This is a genomic window from Zunongwangia sp. L-65, from assembly GCF_056859415.1.
Genome location: NZ_JBSXOK010000073.1, coordinates 1 through 18,454, shown reverse-complemented (window position 1 = coordinate 18,454; position 18,454 = coordinate 1). Strand labels below are relative to the sequence as shown.

Annotated in this window: 12 protein-coding genes; 4 read left to right on the top strand and 8 right to left on the bottom strand. The window is 36.2% G+C overall.

The features are described from left to right. Window positions 1-69: 69 nt before the first annotated feature. From AC13DP_RS15895 to AC13DP_RS15885, 3 genes are read left to right on the top strand one after another with little or no spacing between them, the layout of a single operon-like run. The gene (locus AC13DP_RS15895) at window positions 70-1,674 is read left to right on the top strand and encodes an ABC transporter transmembrane domain-containing protein (RefSeq protein ID WP_228251216.1); all 1,605 of its coding nucleotides are present in this window, start codon (window positions 70-72) and stop codon (window positions 1,672-1,674) included. Window positions 1,675-1,689: 15 nt separating this feature from the next. Next, entirely contained in the window at window positions 1,690-3,072 is a 1,383-nt protein-coding gene (locus tag AC13DP_RS15890) for an HlyD family secretion protein (RefSeq protein WP_483068096.1), read from the top strand. A gap of 1 nt (window position 3,073) precedes the next feature. Beyond that, the gene (locus tag AC13DP_RS15885) at window positions 3,074-4,477 is read left to right on the top strand and encodes a TolC family protein (RefSeq protein ID WP_228251217.1); all 1,404 of its coding nucleotides are present in this window, start codon (window positions 3,074-3,076) and stop codon (window positions 4,475-4,477) included. Between the two features lie 229 nt (window positions 4,478-4,706). On the opposite strand, the gene AC13DP_RS15880 is transcribed toward AC13DP_RS15885, so the two are convergent. Beyond that, window positions 4,707-8,102 (bottom strand): VCBS repeat-containing protein, encoded by a 3,396-nt coding sequence (locus tag AC13DP_RS15880; protein WP_483068095.1) that lies wholly within the window; start codon window positions 8,100-8,102, stop codon window positions 4,707-4,709. 532 nt (window positions 8,103-8,634) lie between these two features. Continuing rightward, window positions 8,635-9,036 carry a carboxypeptidase-like regulatory domain-containing protein gene (locus AC13DP_RS15875; RefSeq protein WP_483068094.1) on the bottom strand — a complete coding sequence of 134 codons (402 nt, stop codon included), beginning with the start codon at window positions 9,034-9,036 and terminating at the stop codon, window positions 8,635-8,637. Window positions 9,037-9,439: 403 nt separating this feature from the next. On the opposite strand from AC13DP_RS15875, the gene AC13DP_RS15870 reads away from it, so the two are divergent. Beyond that, the gene (locus tag AC13DP_RS15870) at window positions 9,440-10,459 is read left to right on the top strand and encodes a LacI family DNA-binding transcriptional regulator (RefSeq protein ID WP_013072368.1); all 1,020 of its coding nucleotides are present in this window, start codon (window positions 9,440-9,442) and stop codon (window positions 10,457-10,459) included. Here AC13DP_RS15870 and AC13DP_RS15865 read toward each other — a convergent pair. From AC13DP_RS15865 to AC13DP_RS15840, 6 genes are all read right to left on the bottom strand, one after another. Beyond that, the gene (locus AC13DP_RS15865) at window positions 10,454-12,070 is read right to left on the bottom strand and encodes a UxaA family hydrolase (protein WP_483068093.1); all 1,617 of its coding nucleotides are present in this window, start codon (window positions 12,068-12,070) and stop codon (window positions 10,454-10,456) included. The two genes, AC13DP_RS15870 and AC13DP_RS15865, sit on opposite strands and share 6 nt — an antisense overlap. Before the next feature lie 153 nt (window positions 12,071-12,223). Beyond that, entirely contained in the window at window positions 12,224-13,666 is a 1,443-nt protein-coding gene (locus AC13DP_RS15860) for a tagaturonate reductase (protein ID WP_483068092.1), read from the bottom strand. A 23-nt stretch (window positions 13,667-13,689) separates the two neighbouring features. Next, window positions 13,690-14,979 (bottom strand): TRAP transporter large permease, encoded by a 1,290-nt coding sequence (locus AC13DP_RS15855; protein ID WP_483068091.1) that lies wholly within the window; start codon window positions 14,977-14,979, stop codon window positions 13,690-13,692. Next, on the bottom strand, window positions 14,976-15,446 hold the full coding sequence (locus AC13DP_RS15850; protein WP_013072372.1) for a TRAP transporter small permease: 471 nt from the start codon (window positions 15,444-15,446) through the stop codon (window positions 14,976-14,978). The genes AC13DP_RS15855 and AC13DP_RS15850 overlap by 4 nt, the downstream gene beginning before the upstream one ends. A 6-nt stretch (window positions 15,447-15,452) precedes the next feature. Next, the gene (locus AC13DP_RS15845; protein ID WP_347405995.1) at window positions 15,453-16,439 is read right to left on the bottom strand and encodes a TRAP transporter substrate-binding protein; all 987 of its coding nucleotides are present in this window, start codon (window positions 16,437-16,439) and stop codon (window positions 15,453-15,455) included. Further along, entirely contained in the window at window positions 16,436-17,107 is a 672-nt protein-coding gene (locus AC13DP_RS15840; protein ID WP_347405994.1) for a bifunctional 4-hydroxy-2-oxoglutarate aldolase/2-dehydro-3-deoxy-phosphogluconate aldolase, read from the bottom strand. The genes AC13DP_RS15845 and AC13DP_RS15840 overlap by 4 nt, the downstream gene beginning before the upstream one ends. Between the last annotated feature and the right edge of the window lie 1,347 nt (window positions 17,108-18,454).

The following is an 18,454-nucleotide window of genomic DNA, read 5'->3' as shown; positions in this document are numbered from 1 at the left end:
TTAATTACATTTACAGATTCGAAATCTATATCGATCATTTTTAAATAGTTACAAATCACTTAATAATATATGGCCAAAAGTTCAATTTCACCCTGGACTAAACTATGGAATCTGCTAAAACTCGAAAAACGGGATATTTTACACGTTTTATACTATGCGATTTTTGCAGGTCTTATTAGCTTAACCCTTCCCTTAGGAATACAGGCAATCATTAATCTTATTCAGGGTGCTGAAGTTTCTACTTCCTGGATTTTATTAACCTGTCTGGTAACTCTTGGAGTTGGATTTAACGGCGCTTTACAGGTGCTACAGCTCGATCTTGTAGAGAATATTCAGGAAAAAGTATTTACCCGTGCTTCTTTCGAATTTATCTACCGGTTCCCAAAAATGCGTGTGAGGGAATTAGAAAATTACTATCCTCCTGAATTATCCAATCGGTTTTTTGATGTGCTCACGCTTCAAAAAGGATTGCAGAAATTACTATTGGATTTTCCGGCAGCGGTAATCCAAATTATTTTTGGCCTTCTATTACTGTCGTTTTATCACCCGTTTTTTATTGCTTTTGCTATCCTATTGATAGTGCTTATTTATATTATCTTTAAATTCAGTCTTTCAAAAGCTTTAGAAACAAGCATTCTGGAATCCAAAAAGAAATACCATATCGCTTTTTGGATTCAGCAGGTCGCTGCAAATTTTAGAACTTTTAAAATTTTTCCAGACGAATACGAACAAAATAAAAATAACCATCTTGTAGAGAAATACTTAGAGAACAGACAGTCGCATTTTGGTACGGTTAAAAATCAGTACAAACAAATGGTCGTTTTTAAAGTTATCGTGACTTTAGGATTACTTTTAATAGGTGGTTTGCTGGTGATTAATCAACAAATGAATATTGGCCAATTTGTTGCCGCTGAAATTATTATCGTCCTCGTCATAAATTCTGTAGAAAAAATAGGGCTTAGTCTTGAAACTATTTACGACGTTGTAACCGCTGTTGAAAAAATTAGTGAAGTAACTTCAAAAAAATTAGATCGTAAAACAGGTGTTCATGAAAACGATGTGCATCTTTTCCCTATTAAGATAGAAAATCTTCATATTGAAGAAAGCGTGGTACCAGATATTGTGGTCAACAAAGGTGATCTTATCAATATCGTGGGCGCAGAAGTTGTTATAAATGACTTTTTCCATTACCTCTCTGGAATGAAGAAAACCAAGAATGGAAGAATTTATTTTAACCGTGAAGAGATTGCAAATGTTAACCTGGACAGCTATCGCAATAAAATCGCGTTACTTTTAAATACCGATAGTATTTTTGAAGGCACCATCTGGGAGAACTTAACCCTTAGTAATCCTAATATGAGCTCAGACCGGGTATACCAAATGCTGGAAGATTTTAATGTCTTAGACCATATTAATAAACTCCCAGAATCTTTAAACACTTATATCTTTTCTGGAAATAAAAAAATAGGCGCTAAAACAGCTAAAAAGATTTGTTTGATAAGAGCTTTACTTAAGGACCCTAAACTTCTGATGATAGAGAAAGGCTATATTATTTCAGAAAATGATAAGAAAGCACTAATGAAACATGTAAACAGGGAAGACACCTGTATTTTCCTTGCAGATGATGCGCATCGATTAGACGAATTTGAACCGCTTTACCTAGAACACAAATAAAAAATTAAACAATAAATGCTTAATCTTTCTAATACAAAATTGGGCGAAAAGATAAAACTCGAAGAGTTTAGTGCTTTTTCGCTGATCGTGAAGAGAAGTCATCACAAGCTTCTTTCCAGGATTTTATTAGGAACTTTTGTGTTTTTACTAATTCTACTGTTTTTCCCATGGACGCAAACCATAAGCGGTAGAGGTTACGTAACTACCCTAAAACCTGATCAAAGACCCCAAACACTGCAATCACCCATCCCGGGACAAATCCAAAAATGGTATGTTCAGGAAGGTGATTATGTAGAAAAAGGGGATACTATCTTACATATTACTGAAGTAAAAAACGAATATTTTGACCCCCTTTTGGTGGAAAGGACAGGAGATCAATTAGCTTCAAAAAGTAATTCCTTCGCATCTTATGGACAAAAGATTGATGCCTTACAACGACAGTTGGCGGCTATACAACGTGAAAGAGAATTAAAATTAGAACAAACCAGGAATAAAAGAAAACAGGCCGAACTTAAAATTAATAGTGACAGTATTTCTTTAGAAGCTGCCAGGGTAAACTTAAGTATTGCCGATAGGCAATATACCCGTACTACCGAATTATACGAAGAGGGCTTAAAATCAAGACTGGATTTAGAAACCAAACAATCAAAATTTCAGGAATCCCAGGCCAAAGTTATCGACCTGGAAAATAAATTATTAAGCAGTAGAAACGAGTTGCTTAATGCGATTATGGAGGTTAATCGTATAGAAGCCAATTATATCGATAAAATCAATAAGATTGAGGGAGAGATCTCTACGGCTAATTCATCGAGGTTTGATGCCCAGGCACAAGTCTCTAAATTAGAAAATTCGCTATCCAATTATCAAATCCGAAAAAATCTGCTTTATATCCGTGCGCCGCAAAATGGATACATTAACCGCGCCTTAATTAAAGGTTTGGGAGAAACCTTTAAAGAAGGTGAAAAACTGGTGACTATTATGCCATCAGACATTGATATTGCCGTGGAAACTTATGTAAAACCTATCGATTTACCATTAATAAGTATCGGTGATCATGTAAGGGTTCAGTTTGACGGATGGCCAGCAATCGTATTTAGTGGATGGCCTAATGCTTCTTACGGTACATATGGAGCAAAAGTCGTGGCGATAGAAAATTTTATAAGCGATAATGGTAAATATCGAATTCTACTTGCCCCAGATCTAAAAGAACGAGAAAAACACGCATGGCCGGAGGCTTTACGTGTAGGCTCTGGTGCAAGAACCCTGGCTTTACTGGAAGATGTTCCAATTTGGTATGAGCTTTGGAGAAATTTAAATGGATTCCCTCCAAACTATTATACCAGCGCGGAAAAAGAAAAAGACGGAAAGAAAAGCGATTCGAAAGATGCTAAGAAGTAATATGCGAAAATTTATTTGTTTATTTTACTTTTCTGTTTTTTGTATTTTCTTCGGAAATGCGCAAGAACAAGAATCGGAAATCTTTACGCTGGAAGAGTTCCTTGCTATGGTAAAACGCTACCACCCGATCGTAGCACAAGCTAATCTTGAACTCTCAGGTGCCGAAGCAAAATTATTAAAATCGAGAGGGGCTTTTGATCCCAAGCTTGAAGGCGGAATGAAAGAAAAAAACTTTCATGGAACTGAATATTACTCACTATGGCACGGAACTTTTAAAATTCCTACCTGGTATGGTATTGATCTTAAAGCAGGCTACGAACAGAATGAAGGATATTATCTAAACCCGGAAAATAACACGCCCGACGATGGTTTGTGGAGTGCCGGAGTAAATATTAGGCTTGCGCAGGGATTGCTTTATAACGAAAGAATGAACAATCTTAAACAGGCAAAAATCTTTCAGCAGCAATCACAATTAGAGCGGAACATCCAGGTAAACCAGGTGCTGGCCGATGCTACAAAAGCTTATGCAGATTGGGTTTACTATTTTCAAAACACATCGGTTTACGAAGAGTTTTTAGAAAATGCCCTAATTCGGTTTGAAGGTATTGCTACATCCAGCCGACTTGGGGAAACCCCAGCTATAGATACCGTAGAAACCATGATTACGGTGCGAAGCAGGAAACTAGATCTTAAGCAGGCAGAACTAAAACTTCAAAAAGCCAAACTTGCCTTAAGTAACTATCTCTGGATAGAAGATATCCCGTTGGAACTGGAAGATCAAATGAAACCGTCTCCCGAGACCGTAGATTTTACTTCAGTTTTAGGAATCGAACAGCTATTAGGCAATGCCACAACTATAGAAGACCACCCAAAATTACAGTCTTTAAATTATGATTTAGAAGCTTATGATCTTGATATTAGACTCAAAAGAAATAAACTTCTTCCAAAAATCGATGTAGAGTATAACTTTCTTTCCGAAGAGATAAACGAGCCGGACTATATAAATACAAATAATTATAAAGCCGGAGTTAAAGTGAGCTTTCCATTATTTCTACGGAAAGAACGTGGAGATTTAAGGCTTTCTAAAGTTAAAAGAGAACAGGCAGAATTTAAGTTATCTGAGAGTGCCTGGAAATTGAGCAACAAAATAAAAGCTACAGAGAGGGAGATTCTTAGTTTACAAGAACAAATGGCCATAGTAAGCAATATCGTAAACGAAAGCGAAATTATGGTAGAAGCTGAAAAACGCTTATTCGAAATGGGCGAAAGTTCTATATTCTACATCAACACAAGGGAAAATAAGCTTATAGATTCTATTCTTAAAATGAACAAAATCAACAACGAACTAAATATTGCGATCGCAAAATTATTTGAAACATTGCGAATTGAATATGAGAATGACTAATTCTTTTTATTGAAAATAAAGACTGAGGCGCATTTTTAGAATATTAAAATTCTAAATTTCATTTTTAGAAATCCAATACCACTATAGTTCTAAAACGATTTTTATATCAATTAAAATTGATTTCGTCAATTTGAATATAGAACATAGATATTTTCGCATAGCGTATCATCCTGCAAAATCTAAAAACTTTTCAATTCCAATAAATGAAAACCATTCTCATATATCCGGTTTAATAAGTAAACAGGCCAGGACGGTCATTATTTCGCGAAACCAGCAATTGTTTTTTACCTGATTTATGCTTTAAAATATGGAGGGACTTAATATCACCATCTAACCAAAGCTTATCTGATTGGGGCATAAGTCCGAAATTATTCTTATTGAATTTTAAAAATGCTCCGAAAGAGGCATCAAGTGCCCCCTGGCTTACTCTAAATGGGAATAAATTGCCAGCGGTAAGGACCTCAGCATTACCATCTCCATCAAAATCAGAATACACAAAATCCTGAATAGCAGAATCCTGAATAGGTTTTGGCAGGGATTTTACACTAAAAGTCCCATCGCCATTGTTCTCTATAAAAGAAGAGGCCAGTGTATAAATTTCTAAGGTAAAACGAGGCTCTATATTATTGATTTTTAAAAATTGATCGGTATTGGTTTTTGCATAACTATCGTAAGAAACGTATTGCTTTTTTAGGGATGAAACCTGCGCCATTAATTCATCACGTGTAGGCCATGGATAGCTCACTCCATCAATATAATAGGTTAAAATGGGATCAATACGTCCATTATTATCAATATCCTGAATATAATAACGCATAGGCTCTGTAACCGAAGCTCTAAACTGAGTATTTTCTCCAAGATTACCTGCCAAAAAATCAATATCACCATCGTTATCAAAATCACCCGCTTCCAAACTAAACCACCATCCATTTGAGTTTTGGAGACCTGCTTCCTCAGTTTGATTTTTTAAAACACCTCGATTATTTTTAAAGATGCTTACAGGCATCCATTCTCCGGTTAAAACCAAATCGGGCCAGGTATCACCATCCAGATCTACCCATTCTGCATCGGTCACCATCCCCACCTGCTCGAGATCATAGCTTCGGTTGACACTAAATTTTACTGTAGTTTCTGTACTTTCATTTTTAAGCAAGGTACTTCTAGGCGGCATTGGATAATTTCCACCGGAAATTCTTCCCCCCACAAACAAATCCAGGTCACCATCTTTATCATAGTCTGCTGCTTTAACAACACCTCCGCTAAACTTCATATCAGGTAAGGCATTTTCATTTTTGCTGAATATTCCATTACCCTCATTAAGGTATAGGCGATCCTGATAATAGTTATCGCCATTAAACTCTTCATTTCCTCCGCTTACCACATACAAATCCAGATCACCATCACCATCAGCATCAAAAAACAGAGCATCGTAATCCTCATGCACAATATCTTCAGCACTACCCCATGGTTGATTGGCATTAAAATCTTTAAACTTTCCATTCTCAAGCCCTAAATATAACTTAGAAGCCTGTCCCCTTGCTCCCAGGAAAAAGATATCATCATTACCGTCATTGTTGACGTCACCTACAGCTACCTTCCCACCGGTTTTAGATACCTGATACGGAATAAGACTTTCATAATTAAAATCGACATACGCATTTTCCTTATGTGCAAAATCTATATTAGAAGTTGCGGTAATGTCTTTAAAAAATCCATCTGAAGAAATGGTATCGTATTGATAAATATCGGTTGCATCTGCTTCATTTAATGAAAGCAGTTGATTGATCTGCACATTTTCAATATGGCTAAGCTTTTTAGAAGGCCAGATCACATCGAGACTTTCCAGACTTCTGCTCCTACCCAAGCCAATGTTCATTTTAGGTTCTACCGAAGATTGAAAACCTCTTATATAATAGGCCTCCTGATAGATATGGCTTCCGTCTGCAAAATTAAGAATCACCTTAGTACCTAAAGCTTGTGTATTTTTACCTTCGCCTCTCAAGGTTAGCGAAAGAAAGTTATTTGAAAACTGCTCATTTTCGAGGTTTTCATAAAACAAAATCGGATCATTAAGATTATTGATAATTAGATCAAGATCACCATCATTATCAAAATCGGCATAAGCCATAGCATTAGAAACCGTCTTAAGCTTAAGCCCCCAGTCTTCAGTTTTATTTTCAAAAAGTAGCCCATCAACATTTTTATAGATATAATTGGAAACCTTAGTAGAAGGAATTTTACTGATCAACAGTCCTAAATCGAGCTTTTCCCCGGTAGACTGAGCACGTGCATAGGCTTCATGGACCGTATAATTGTTGAAATCGAGGTTGCTATAATCTCTAAGATATCCATTACTAATAATAACATCTTTAAATCCGTCATTATCATAATCAGCAAACAAAGGTGCCCAACTCCAATCGGTATTAGAAATCCCTGCAAGTTGTCCTACCTCTGTAAAACGCAAGTTTCCCTTGGGATCCAGACCTTTGTTTAAATGTAGGTTATTCCGCATATACTGCTGGTGATAACCACTATCAATAAGACGTTGCGTTTTATTATATTCATCTGGTCCTTTCAGCACTTTTTGTCGGTAATTATCTTCGGGAAGCATATCTACCACAAACAAATCCGGATTTAGATCATTATTGATATCGGCTACGTCAGATCCCATGGAGTATTTCGAGAAATGTGCAAAAGAGGCTTTTGAGGTTTCGGTAAAAGTACCGTCACCATTATTCAAATAACAAAAGTCCTGTTCAGAATAATCATTTGTTACAAAAATATCAGGGTATCCATCTTTATTTAAATCACTGATTGCCGCACTCAGACCAAAGTTGATTCCTGTACCATCAATTCCCGCTTTTTCAGACACTTCTACAAATTTATCACCCTGATTTTCATAAAGTTGATTACCATAATAAGGATGTCGCTTGCTCCGCAACATAGTCACATTAAAAAATATATTGTAAAATTTATTAGCGTGATTGAGCAAAAATAAATCAAGATCTCCATCCAGGTCATAATCCAAAAAATAAGCCTGTGTGCTAAAAGTGCCTATAGCATCAACACCATACTCCTTGGCCTGCTCTTTAAAAGTAGGTAAACCATTTTTATCGAGTCCCTGATTTATAAATAACTGATTTGATCTGGGCTTATAATCATTAATCAGGGGGGCTGTCATCCCTTCCTGTGGAGCATTGCCGGAATAACATAAATAAATGTCAATAAGGCCGTCACCATTAATATCTGCCATTGCTGCACCAGTTTTCCAGCCTTCTTTTTCTTCTAATTGAATTTTTGTGGTAATGTCTTCAAATTTCAAACCTCCTTTATTTAAGAAAAGCTTATTTTTCACTTGATTCCCAGACAAGTATATATCAGGAAAACCATCATTATTCACATCTCCTATGGCCACTCCACCACCGTTATAAATGTATTCGTAAGTAATGATATTATTTTTTTTGGTTTCCGTGAGCGTATTTTCGAAATCAATACCGGTTAGAGAAGGACTTAGAAGATTAAATAAAGGAGATTTTTCGGTTGATACTAATTCTTTATCTTCAGTACGACAAGCCGTAAAAACCAATAAAAACAATAAGTAAATTCTCGAAGTTTGAGTATTCATAAAAGATTATTTAAATATCTGCCACAAACTGCAATGCACAGATAAAAAATTTTAGAAGGCATTGACACTGCAAATATCCAAACATAATAATTTTAATAAAATTTTAACATATAAAACATTTAAATTATAATAAAAATATTAAAAATTAAACGGTATCCTTATCGTATTTTACCGATCATATTTACGCCATCCATAATAATCCGGTTTAGGGAAATAAAGCGAAACTAGCCTTAAAAATTAAAGCTAAGTAAATAGACAAGAAAAACTATTAAAATCCTTTTTTAGAGATTACACATATATTAATAGCAATTAAAATACTTAAGGGAAAGCTAATAAATCAAATTATGTTTTATTTCTGGACGTCCAGATCCCGATAGAAGTTTTCGAAACCAGATCGGATCATTCAACCTCGATTATTGAGTCAAAGAGAAGCATGTACATACAGGCTTCTCTTGTAAATAACTAATTCAACTTAAATAATCTAAACATCAACCCAACTATTGATAAATTGCGCTGTTGTTTAAAATCTTATCTATTCTATTTTTAGAATCCGAGATTTTGGTTTTCCTACATCCTTATTATAACTCACAATAATTGTATCTTCCTGCATACTTTTTTCTTTTTGCAATTTCAACTGAAAATCAGTTGTTTTTGACACATCAATCGTTTTCGTTTCAAAACCAATATAGGTAAGAACAACTTTTGAATCTTCCGGAATTTGCAATTCAAAATTTCCTTCAGCATCGGTAACACTACCAAAACTGGTATTAGGAACAAAGATATTTACTCCTTTTAGGGCTACTCCTTCTTCTGAAGTAACACTACCCGCTATAGTTTTAAAATCCTGTGCATTAATTTTATTAAGCATGCCCATTCCCAACATTAAGGCAAAAGCAATTAGAAATGTGCTGTAATCTTTATTTACCTTTCGCATTATTCTTTTATATTAATAATTAGTAATTCAGTTTTCCATAGCTTTTATAAAACCATTATCCCTATCTATCTACGATAACGTTCTAGTAATTCAAAAGAATATCAATATCAGTTTTTCAAAAGTTCCTTTTCTTATAAAACTTATATTCTTTAGCTTGAGATTTTTAGAGCTGAATATTTATAAGTTTTCCGATCTCCCTGTAATCGATTACACTAATTTATAGTTTAATTATCAATATGCCAAAAAAATCCATTTTAAAAATATCTCTGAAATAAATTACTGTTGAAAAATAATGATTCTTCAATACTAAGAATAACTGAGTCGCAACAAAGCTTATTAAATCGAATTCTTATATTGTGGCATATTTTATTTAAAATTAAATTTAATCCTGGATTAAAAATACATGGCTGAAAAGGTTACCATATATGATATTTCTAAAAAGCTTAATATAAGTGCGGCTACAGTTTCAAGAGCCTTAAACAACAATCCAAAGATTAGCCAAAAAACTCGTGAGCTTGTTTTAAAAACCGCTGCCAAAATGAACTATAAGCAAAACAGATTGGCACAAGCTTTAAAAAGTGGACGCACCAATAATGTTGGAGTGATCGTACCTTTTATAAATCGAAGTTTTTTTTCTAGTGTAATCCGTGGTATCGAGGAAGAACTTTCTCCACATGGATATCATGTTATTATCTGCCAGAGTCATGAAGATGTAGATAATGAAATTAAGCAAATCGATACTCTTTTAAATACTCAGGTAGATGGTATCTTTATGTCGGTTGCTAAAACCACACAAGATACCTCCCATATTCAAAAAGCACTTGCTGAAAATACGCCTTTGGTGTTTTTTGATCGGAAAAAAGATGTGCCCGGTTTAAGCTCAGTAATCATCGACGATTTTAAAGGCGGCTATCTTGCCACACAACATTTAATCAAGCAGGGATGTAAAAAGATCGCTCATTTTTCAGGTGATCTTAGTGTTGAGATATACAAAAACAGGCATCAGGGATATTTAAAAGCATTAAAAGATCATGGTATAACTCCTCTAAGTCGCTTTAGTTTACAGGTAAATAGTAAACTCGAATCAGGAATTTCTGCCGTAAAAGAATTATGGGAATTTGAAGAAAAACCCGATGCAATCTTTTCTGCTAGTGATTACGCAGCTTTGGGAGCGATTCAGGAATTAAGAAAAATAGGCATCAAAATCCCCAAAGAAGTTTGCGTAGTAGGCTTTAGTAATGAACCCTTTACAAAATATATGGAATTACCGATTACCTCGGTAGATCAGACCCCTTTTGAAATGGGAAAGATTGCAGCTCAGGTATTTTTAGAACAAATCGAAAGCCAAATACTCACTGCCGAAAAAAAGGTGGTACTTGCTCCCGAACTTTATATTAGAGATTCTTCTAATCGAAATTTATAGAGAAACTCCTCTTTTCCATGGAATAAAATCGTTTTGATCATTCTGATCGGCTTTAGCGGTGATTTTTCCACTAGCTACGTCGATGATATATTCCAGGATTTCTTCTCCCATTTCCTCGATTGTTTTTTCACCTTTGATAACGGCACCACTATCAATATCGATAATATCTGGCATTCTTCCTGCTAAAATGGAATTGGAAGCTACCTTAATTACCGGCGCAATTGGATTCCCTGTGGGTGTCCCCAATCCGGTGGTGAATACGACCACATTAGCGCCCGAACCTACCATTGCGGTAGTACTTTCTACATCGTTACCTGGGGTACACAATAAATTTAATCCAGGTTTGGTTACGTATTCGCCGTAATCTAAAATATCCTGAATAGGTGAAGTTCCTCCTTTTTTAGCTGCTCCGGCAGATTTCATCGCATCGGTAATTAAACCATCTTTGATGTTTCCGGGAGATGGATTCATATCAAAACCTGAACCGGAAGCTTCAGCGGCATCTTCATAGGCACGCATTAGTTTTAGAAAACGTTTTGCTTTTTCTTCATCCACACATCTATTGACTAACTCCTGCTCTACTCCACATAACTCGGGGAATTCTGATAGAATTGGTGAACCGCCTAATGCTGCAAGTAAATCGGATGCATAACCTAAGGAAGGATTTGCTGAAATTCCCGAAAAACCATCAGATCCTCCACATTCTAAACCTAATTTCAGTTTAGATAAGGGAGCGGGTTGACGCTGAATTTCATTAGCTTTTTTAATGCCATCGAAAGAATCCCGAATAATCTTATTCAACATTTCATCAATCGTGCCTTCTTGCTGCTGTTCGTAAATTAAAACAGGTTTATCTAACTCTGGATTAATAGCATCTAAAGCATTTTGAAAAATATCGATCTGAAGGTTCTGACAACCTAAACTCAATACTGTTGCTCCGGCCACATTGGGATTATTTACATAACCGGCCAGTAATTTTGATAAAGAAACCGAATCCTGTCGAATACCGCCGCAGCCTCCTTGATGCGTTATAAAGCGTACTTCTACATTATCAAAAATAGGCTCTTCATCTGGGGTTTTATCTTCACTTAATTCAATATTCTCCCCGCTAATTAAATTGCGAAGTAATTTTCGTTGTTTACTGGATTTATGAAAAGAGAGTTCTTTTTCGAAAACGTCTTTCAGCAATTCTACATTTCTGTTTTCACAAAAAACCAATGGAAAAAACAACCATACATTTTGTGTTCCTACCTGTCTGTCATTACGATGGTAGCCCATAAACGTGCGCTCTTTCCACTTTGAAATATCAGGCGCTGTGTACGAAACAGTTGCTGTTTTTTCGGTAGTTGTACTGGCTTGGTGTTTTACATTATCTACGGTGAGCACATCACCGCGTTTAATGCTTGAAGTTGCTTTACCTACTAAAACGCCATACATATAAATCTTACTTTCTGGTTCAAGATCGACCATCGTGATTTTATGCTTAGCTTTTACATCAGACAAAACGATCACTTCTTCACCTTCAAAATCTAACTTATCACCTTGCCATAAATCGGTTAGCGCAATGGCGACATTATCTTCGGGATGTACTTTTATTAATTTATTCTTCATCTTCTTCAATTTTTAGTCCTTCAAAGTTTTGGGCTTCGTAGGATTTTTATTGTCCTCCAGGCCTCAAAAATTTTAAAAACTCTGTCATTTTTTGTTCCAGACCTCACAGGTTTCAAAAACCAGTGAGGTCTAAATTGATCTAAAATTGCAGGTTTACTTCCCTGTAAATTTTTTATAGCCTTCTTCTATGCCTTTGGTTTCGATCAATTCCAACGCCATTGCTACCTGATCTTTTAATCCCGGAACTTGCGTTAAATCCTGATCCCAGAATTTTTCGTTTTTCAGTGCTTGCTCACTTATTTCCTGATAACTATGCAACTCCCAAATCCGTTTTAATTCGGTCACGATACTTTCATCATCATTGATGGGAAGGTTTTGATTGTTCCATTCTCCTCTGTAAAACCGAATTAAACAAGCAAAAGCAAAGGTTAAATGTAAAGGTAATCGATTACATTTCGTTTGGAAAGCTAACAAACTTGGTAACACCCTGACCTTAAATTTTGAAACGGAATTTAAAGCGATACTCGCCAATTGATGTTTGATAAACGGATTTCTAAATCGATCTAAGACCTCTTCAGCGAATGTTTTTAATTCTTCTTCAGGTAAGGAAAGTGTGGGAATAATTTCATTAAAAATAGCTTCTCTTACAAAAGCTCCGGTAAATTCGTGATCTACGGTTTCTTTAACGGTTTCATTTCCGAAGAGTAAAGAAAAAGGAACCATCGTGGTATGTGCACCATTTAAAATTCGAACTTTTCGGGTTCGGTAAGGCTGCATATCTTCTACCACTAAAATGTTTTCATCGATTTGATCGAACGGAATTTTTGCTTTTAATCCTTCCCCGCCTTCAATCACCCACAGTAAAAATACTTCTGCAGAAACAATTAATTTATCTTCTAATTCTAATTTGCTTTGGTAACTTTCGATATCATCTTTTGGATAACCGGGGACAATACGATCTACCAGCGTGTTATGAAAGCTGTTGCTGTTATTGATCCAATTTACAAAATCGGATTCCAACTCCCATAACTCGGCATATTGAAGGATAATTTTCTTTAAAGTATCGGCATTGTAATTAATTAATTCACAGGGAATGATCGTTAATCCTTTTGCTTTATCTCCTTTAAAATGTTGAAATCTTTTATACAATAATACAGTTAATTTGGCCGGAAAACTGTTGTGCGGCTTTCCCTCTAAAGTGTCTGACTCGTCATAAGCGATTCCGGCTTCTGTAGTATTCGAAATAATGAATTCTAAGCTTTCTTCTTCGGCTAATTTTAAATATTCATCGTAATCCTTATAGGGATTTATTCCTTTCTGAACACAGGAAATGGTACGCTGCTCCTGAATTTCTTCGCCTTCCTTCACACCTTTCATAAACAGGTTGTACAACCCGTCTTGTTCATTCAGTAGTTCTAATAATCCGCCAGCTAAAGGCTGAATTACGGCTACACCGGCATTAAAATTGGCTTCTTTATTTAATTTATCAATCACAAAATCAACAAAGGCCCTTAAAAAGTTTCCTTCGCCAAACTGAACCACTTTTATAGGTAAAGGCTCTGTGATATTGGCGTTTTGTCTATTTAATATTTTCATTTTGTATAAATTCTCTAAGCATTTTATTCAAATAAACTTGGTAACCAAAGGCTTATTTGTGGTAAATAAGTAACCAATAACAGGATAATTGCCATGGCTATATAAAGTGGCAGCAAGGGTTTCATTAATTTTTGAATAGTGGTTTTGGCCACTCCTACTCCAATAAATAATACCGATCCTACCGGCGGTGTACATAAGCCTACACATAAATTCATGACCATAATCATCCCAAAATGAACCGGATCTACCCCTAGACTTTTCATAATAGGTAAGAAAATAGGGGTGAAAATTAAGATAGCCGGCGTCATATCCATAAATGTCCCTACAAAAAGCAATAATAAATTAATGATAATAAGAATCACATATTTATTATCACTCAAACCTAGTAAGGCATCGCTTACCGTCTGCGGAATATTTTCAAAAGACATCACCCAGGACATTCCCATGGAAGTGGCGATTAATAATAAGACAATTGAAGTGGTGACTACCGAACTTAAAAAGATTTTGTGTAATTTATTTAAGTTGATTTCCCTGTAAATAATGGCCAGAATTAGAGTGTATAAAACGGCAATTCCGGAAGCTTCTGTCGCGGTAAAAATCCCGGAAACGATTCCGCCTATCACGACTACCAGCAATAATAAACTGGGTAAGGCATCTAAAAAGGTAGTGGCTATTTTCTTGGCACTGGTTTTTTCTCCCGGTGGGTATTTTTTCTTTTTAATCCAAACAGCAGCAACTAACATTAGCGCTAATCCCATTAAAATTCCTGGAATATAACCGGCTAAAAATAAACTCGCAATCGAAACTCCACCACTCGCCAATGAATAGACAATTAATACGTTGGAAGGCGGAATAATCAATCCGGTGGTGGATGCAGTTACATTAATGGCAGCACCAAATTCTTTGGAATAATTTTCTTTTTCCATCGGTGGCCCTAAGATTCCTCCAATGGCTGAAGCGGCTGCTACTGCTGATCCTGAAATGGCTCCAAAAAGCATCGCGGCAATCACATTTACATAAATCAATCCGCCAGGCATCGAACCAATAAGGGCTTTCGCAAAATTAATAAGCCGATGCGCAATCCCACCCTGATTCATAATTTGTCCTGCGAGAATAAAAAACGGAATAGCCAATAAGGAAAAACTGTCCAGCCCCGTTGCCATGCGTTGTGCCATTGTAGTAAATGCCGCAAGCGAATCTATAGAAACGGCTAAAGTTAATAAACAGGAAATACCAATAGACCAGGCTACAGGAACCCCTATACTTAACAGGATTAAAAACGAAATGACCAATAATAATATTTCTGCAATCATAGCAAGTATTTTTTAGGCTTGAACACTTCATTCAATTTATAGACAATAATCAGGATACCACTTATAGGCAACACCGCATACACTACCGATAAGGGTAAATTTAAGGCCGCGGAAGTTTGCCCCAACAAATAACTGATGTACACCAAATTACCGCCACCAATAATTAACGCAGATACCGCAAATAGAATAATTAGAATGTTGATGCCTATTCGCAGGCGAATACGATTGCGCTCATTTAACTTAGGCGGAAGTATATTAATGGCTAAATGTTCTTGCTGTCCTGAAGCATAAGCGGCTCCTAAAATTCCGATCCAAATCATTAAATATCGGGCAATCTCCTCGGTTACGGAACTTGGATTCTGTAGCACATATCGAGAAAACACCTGCCATAAAACGGCAAGTACAATAAAAGCCATTAAAAAGACCAATATGCTTCCCAATATTTTATCTAATATTTTTTTCATCATTCACTATTATTTTACAGCTTGAATGGCTTCAATGGTTTTCTTCATCTGCGGGTCTTTCTTAAATTCATCATACATTGGTTGAACCATTTCCCTAAATTGTTCTTTTTCTGGATAAGTAACTTTTACGCCAGCCTTTTTTATTTCTTCTAAGGCATGCAATTCGGCTTCACGCCAAATCTTTTTTTCATATTCTGAAGATTCCATCGCTGCTTCCTTTAACCATTTTTGCTCTTGTTTTGAAAGTTTATCCCAAACTATGGTACTTATTAAAAGTTCATCCGGAAGCGCCGTATGCTCATCGACCATATAATGCTTACACACTTCGTAATGGTAGGACAGGTAAAAACTGGGCAGGTTATTTTCAGCGCCATCTACAATTCCCTGTTGTAATGCGGTATACAATTCTCCCCAACTTACGGGGGTTGGCGAACCGCCCAAGTATTTTACCATATTGATAGCGGTCTGGCTTTCCATTACCCGTATTTTCTGCCCTTTTAAATCTGCAGGGGAATTTAATGCTTGGGTACTGTAAAAACTTCTACTTCCGGCATCGTAAAAAGTCAATCCTTTCAAACGATTTCGCACACTGGCCTCTAATAAATTTTCACCTATTTTACTTTCTAAAACTTTAAACCGATGTTCTCTACCTTCAAATAAAAATGGTAATCCAAAAATCTTTAATTCCGGCGCAAAATTTTCTACGACCCCAGTTGAAACTTTGGTCATTCCTAAACTACCGATTTGTAAAAGCTCTACCAGTTCCCTTTCGGTGCCTAGTTGCTGACTTGGATAAATGACAACTTTTAATTGGCCTTTGGACTTTTCTTCAACTCGATCTGCCATAAATTTCATGGCTTTATGTACGGGATGGGTGACGTCCAAGCCGTGCCCCAGACGAATGACCTGGTTTTTTCTTTCTTCTTTACAAGCTGAAAAAACCAAAGTAAAAGCCAGTAGAACACTTACTGCTGTTTTCCTTTTGGTTGAAATCATTTCTTTAAACTTTCTACAATTTGAAGGGTTTCCTGGACCTTCTCCTCTATTTTCTTCAAATCGAAACTACCGTCTTCTTTTTTTTGAAATAACTTAGAACCAATACCTACGCAATGAACTCCGGCCAAAAACCATTCTTTTAAATTTTCTTCGGTAGGAGAAACACCACCGGTAGGCATAATACTAGACCAGGGTAAAGGGCCTATTACGGCTTTAACAAACGAAGGACCACCGACCTGGGAACCGGGAAAAATCTTAACGACTTCAGCGCCCAGTTCCTCAGCATAATTAATTTCGGTTACGGAACCGCAACCCGGCATCCAGGCTACTTTTCTACGGTTACAGGTTTTGGCCATTTCAGCATTGATCAATGGGGAAACGATGAAGTTCGTGCCCAACTGAAGGTATAAAGCGGTAGTTCCTGCATCGATCACCGAACCTACGCCCAACATCATTCCAGGTAATTCTTTAGTGGCGTATTTCACCAGCTCGGCGAATACCTCGTGGGCAAAATCCCCGCGATTGGTAAACTCGAACACACGAGCGCCGCCATCGTAGCAGGCTTTTAAAATATCTTTACAGGTTTGCACATCGGCGTGATAAAACACAGGAACAATTCCTGTTGCTTTCATTTGCTCTGCTACTGCTATTCTTGAATATTGTGCCATTTAATAATGGTTATAGGTTAATTTATTGTTTTTTTATTACTTCTCTCTACTTTTTTGTCATTACCAAAAAAGCAGCAACCCCACCTGCTGGACGGGCAGGTTTCCGGATAAAGCGAACGTTTTGATTCTTTCTTACTGTTACTAAAATCTAGCGTCTCTAGTATATATTCTATTCTCTCTTTTCTCAATTCTTGTCAGGTCAAGTAAATTTCAATCACTATTGAAATTTGTATCGAAACCTCGTCCCCCAATTACTTCTCGATACTATTTTATCTCCGCTAACGCTGCAATAAAATCACTCGAAGTGACAGTAGCGTTTAAGGTTGAAAGGTTCAAAGTTGTGTTTTCTTATCTACATCTTCACATCAACGTATCTTCAAATTTTCTTGTTTCTAGAGTCTAGACTTTATATTCTAAATACTCAATTCTCATTACTTAATTCTAATTTCAATTTCCGCTCTGGCTTCGATACCATTGCTCCTACATCGTAATTACTTAGCCGTCGCTACAGTTGAGTTCAAAATTAAAAAGTTAAAGATTTAAAGTTATGTTTTTCATTTTCAAATCAACACATTTTCAAATCATCTTTCTTTTCTCGGTTGAATTAGATCTCTCTCCCGATAGCTATCGGGATTGTTGATATGACACTCATCTTATTTCTTGTTTCCTGCTTCCAGAATCAAGACTCTCTCGTCTATTCTCTATATTCTATTTTCTATTTTCTATTTTCCTCATCTACCGTCAGGTCGAGTGAATTTCGATGATAATTGAAATTTGTATCGAGACCTCGTTTCTTATTACTTCTCGATACTATTTTATCTCCGCTATCGCTGCAATAAAATCACTCGAAGTGACAATAGAGTTCAAGGTTGAAAGGTTAAAAGTTGTTTTTTCTTATCTACATCTTCACATCAACATATCTTCAAATTTTCTTGTTTCTAGAGTCTAGACTTTATATTCTAAATACTCAATTCTCATTACTTAATTCTAATTTCATTTTCCGCTCTGGCTTCGATACCATTGCTCCTACATCGTAATCGTTTTAACGCTTGTCTTGGTTCTTTACTCCTGATTCTTATTCCTCCAGTCTTTTCTAGTTTCTCAATTCTTGTCAGGTCGAGTAAATTTCAATCACTATTGAAATTTGTATCGAGACCTTGTTTCTTATTACTTCTCGATACGATTTTATCTCCGCTAACGCTGCCATAAAATCACTCCTTTAGACTTGTATTGTTATTTTTATAGCAGTATTAACAAAGAAAAGAGAGCTGAACTCGGGTACACTAATATCGCTCAGAACATAAAGTTCATCGTTCGATTCAGACCCAAGTTCAGACTTTCATCAAC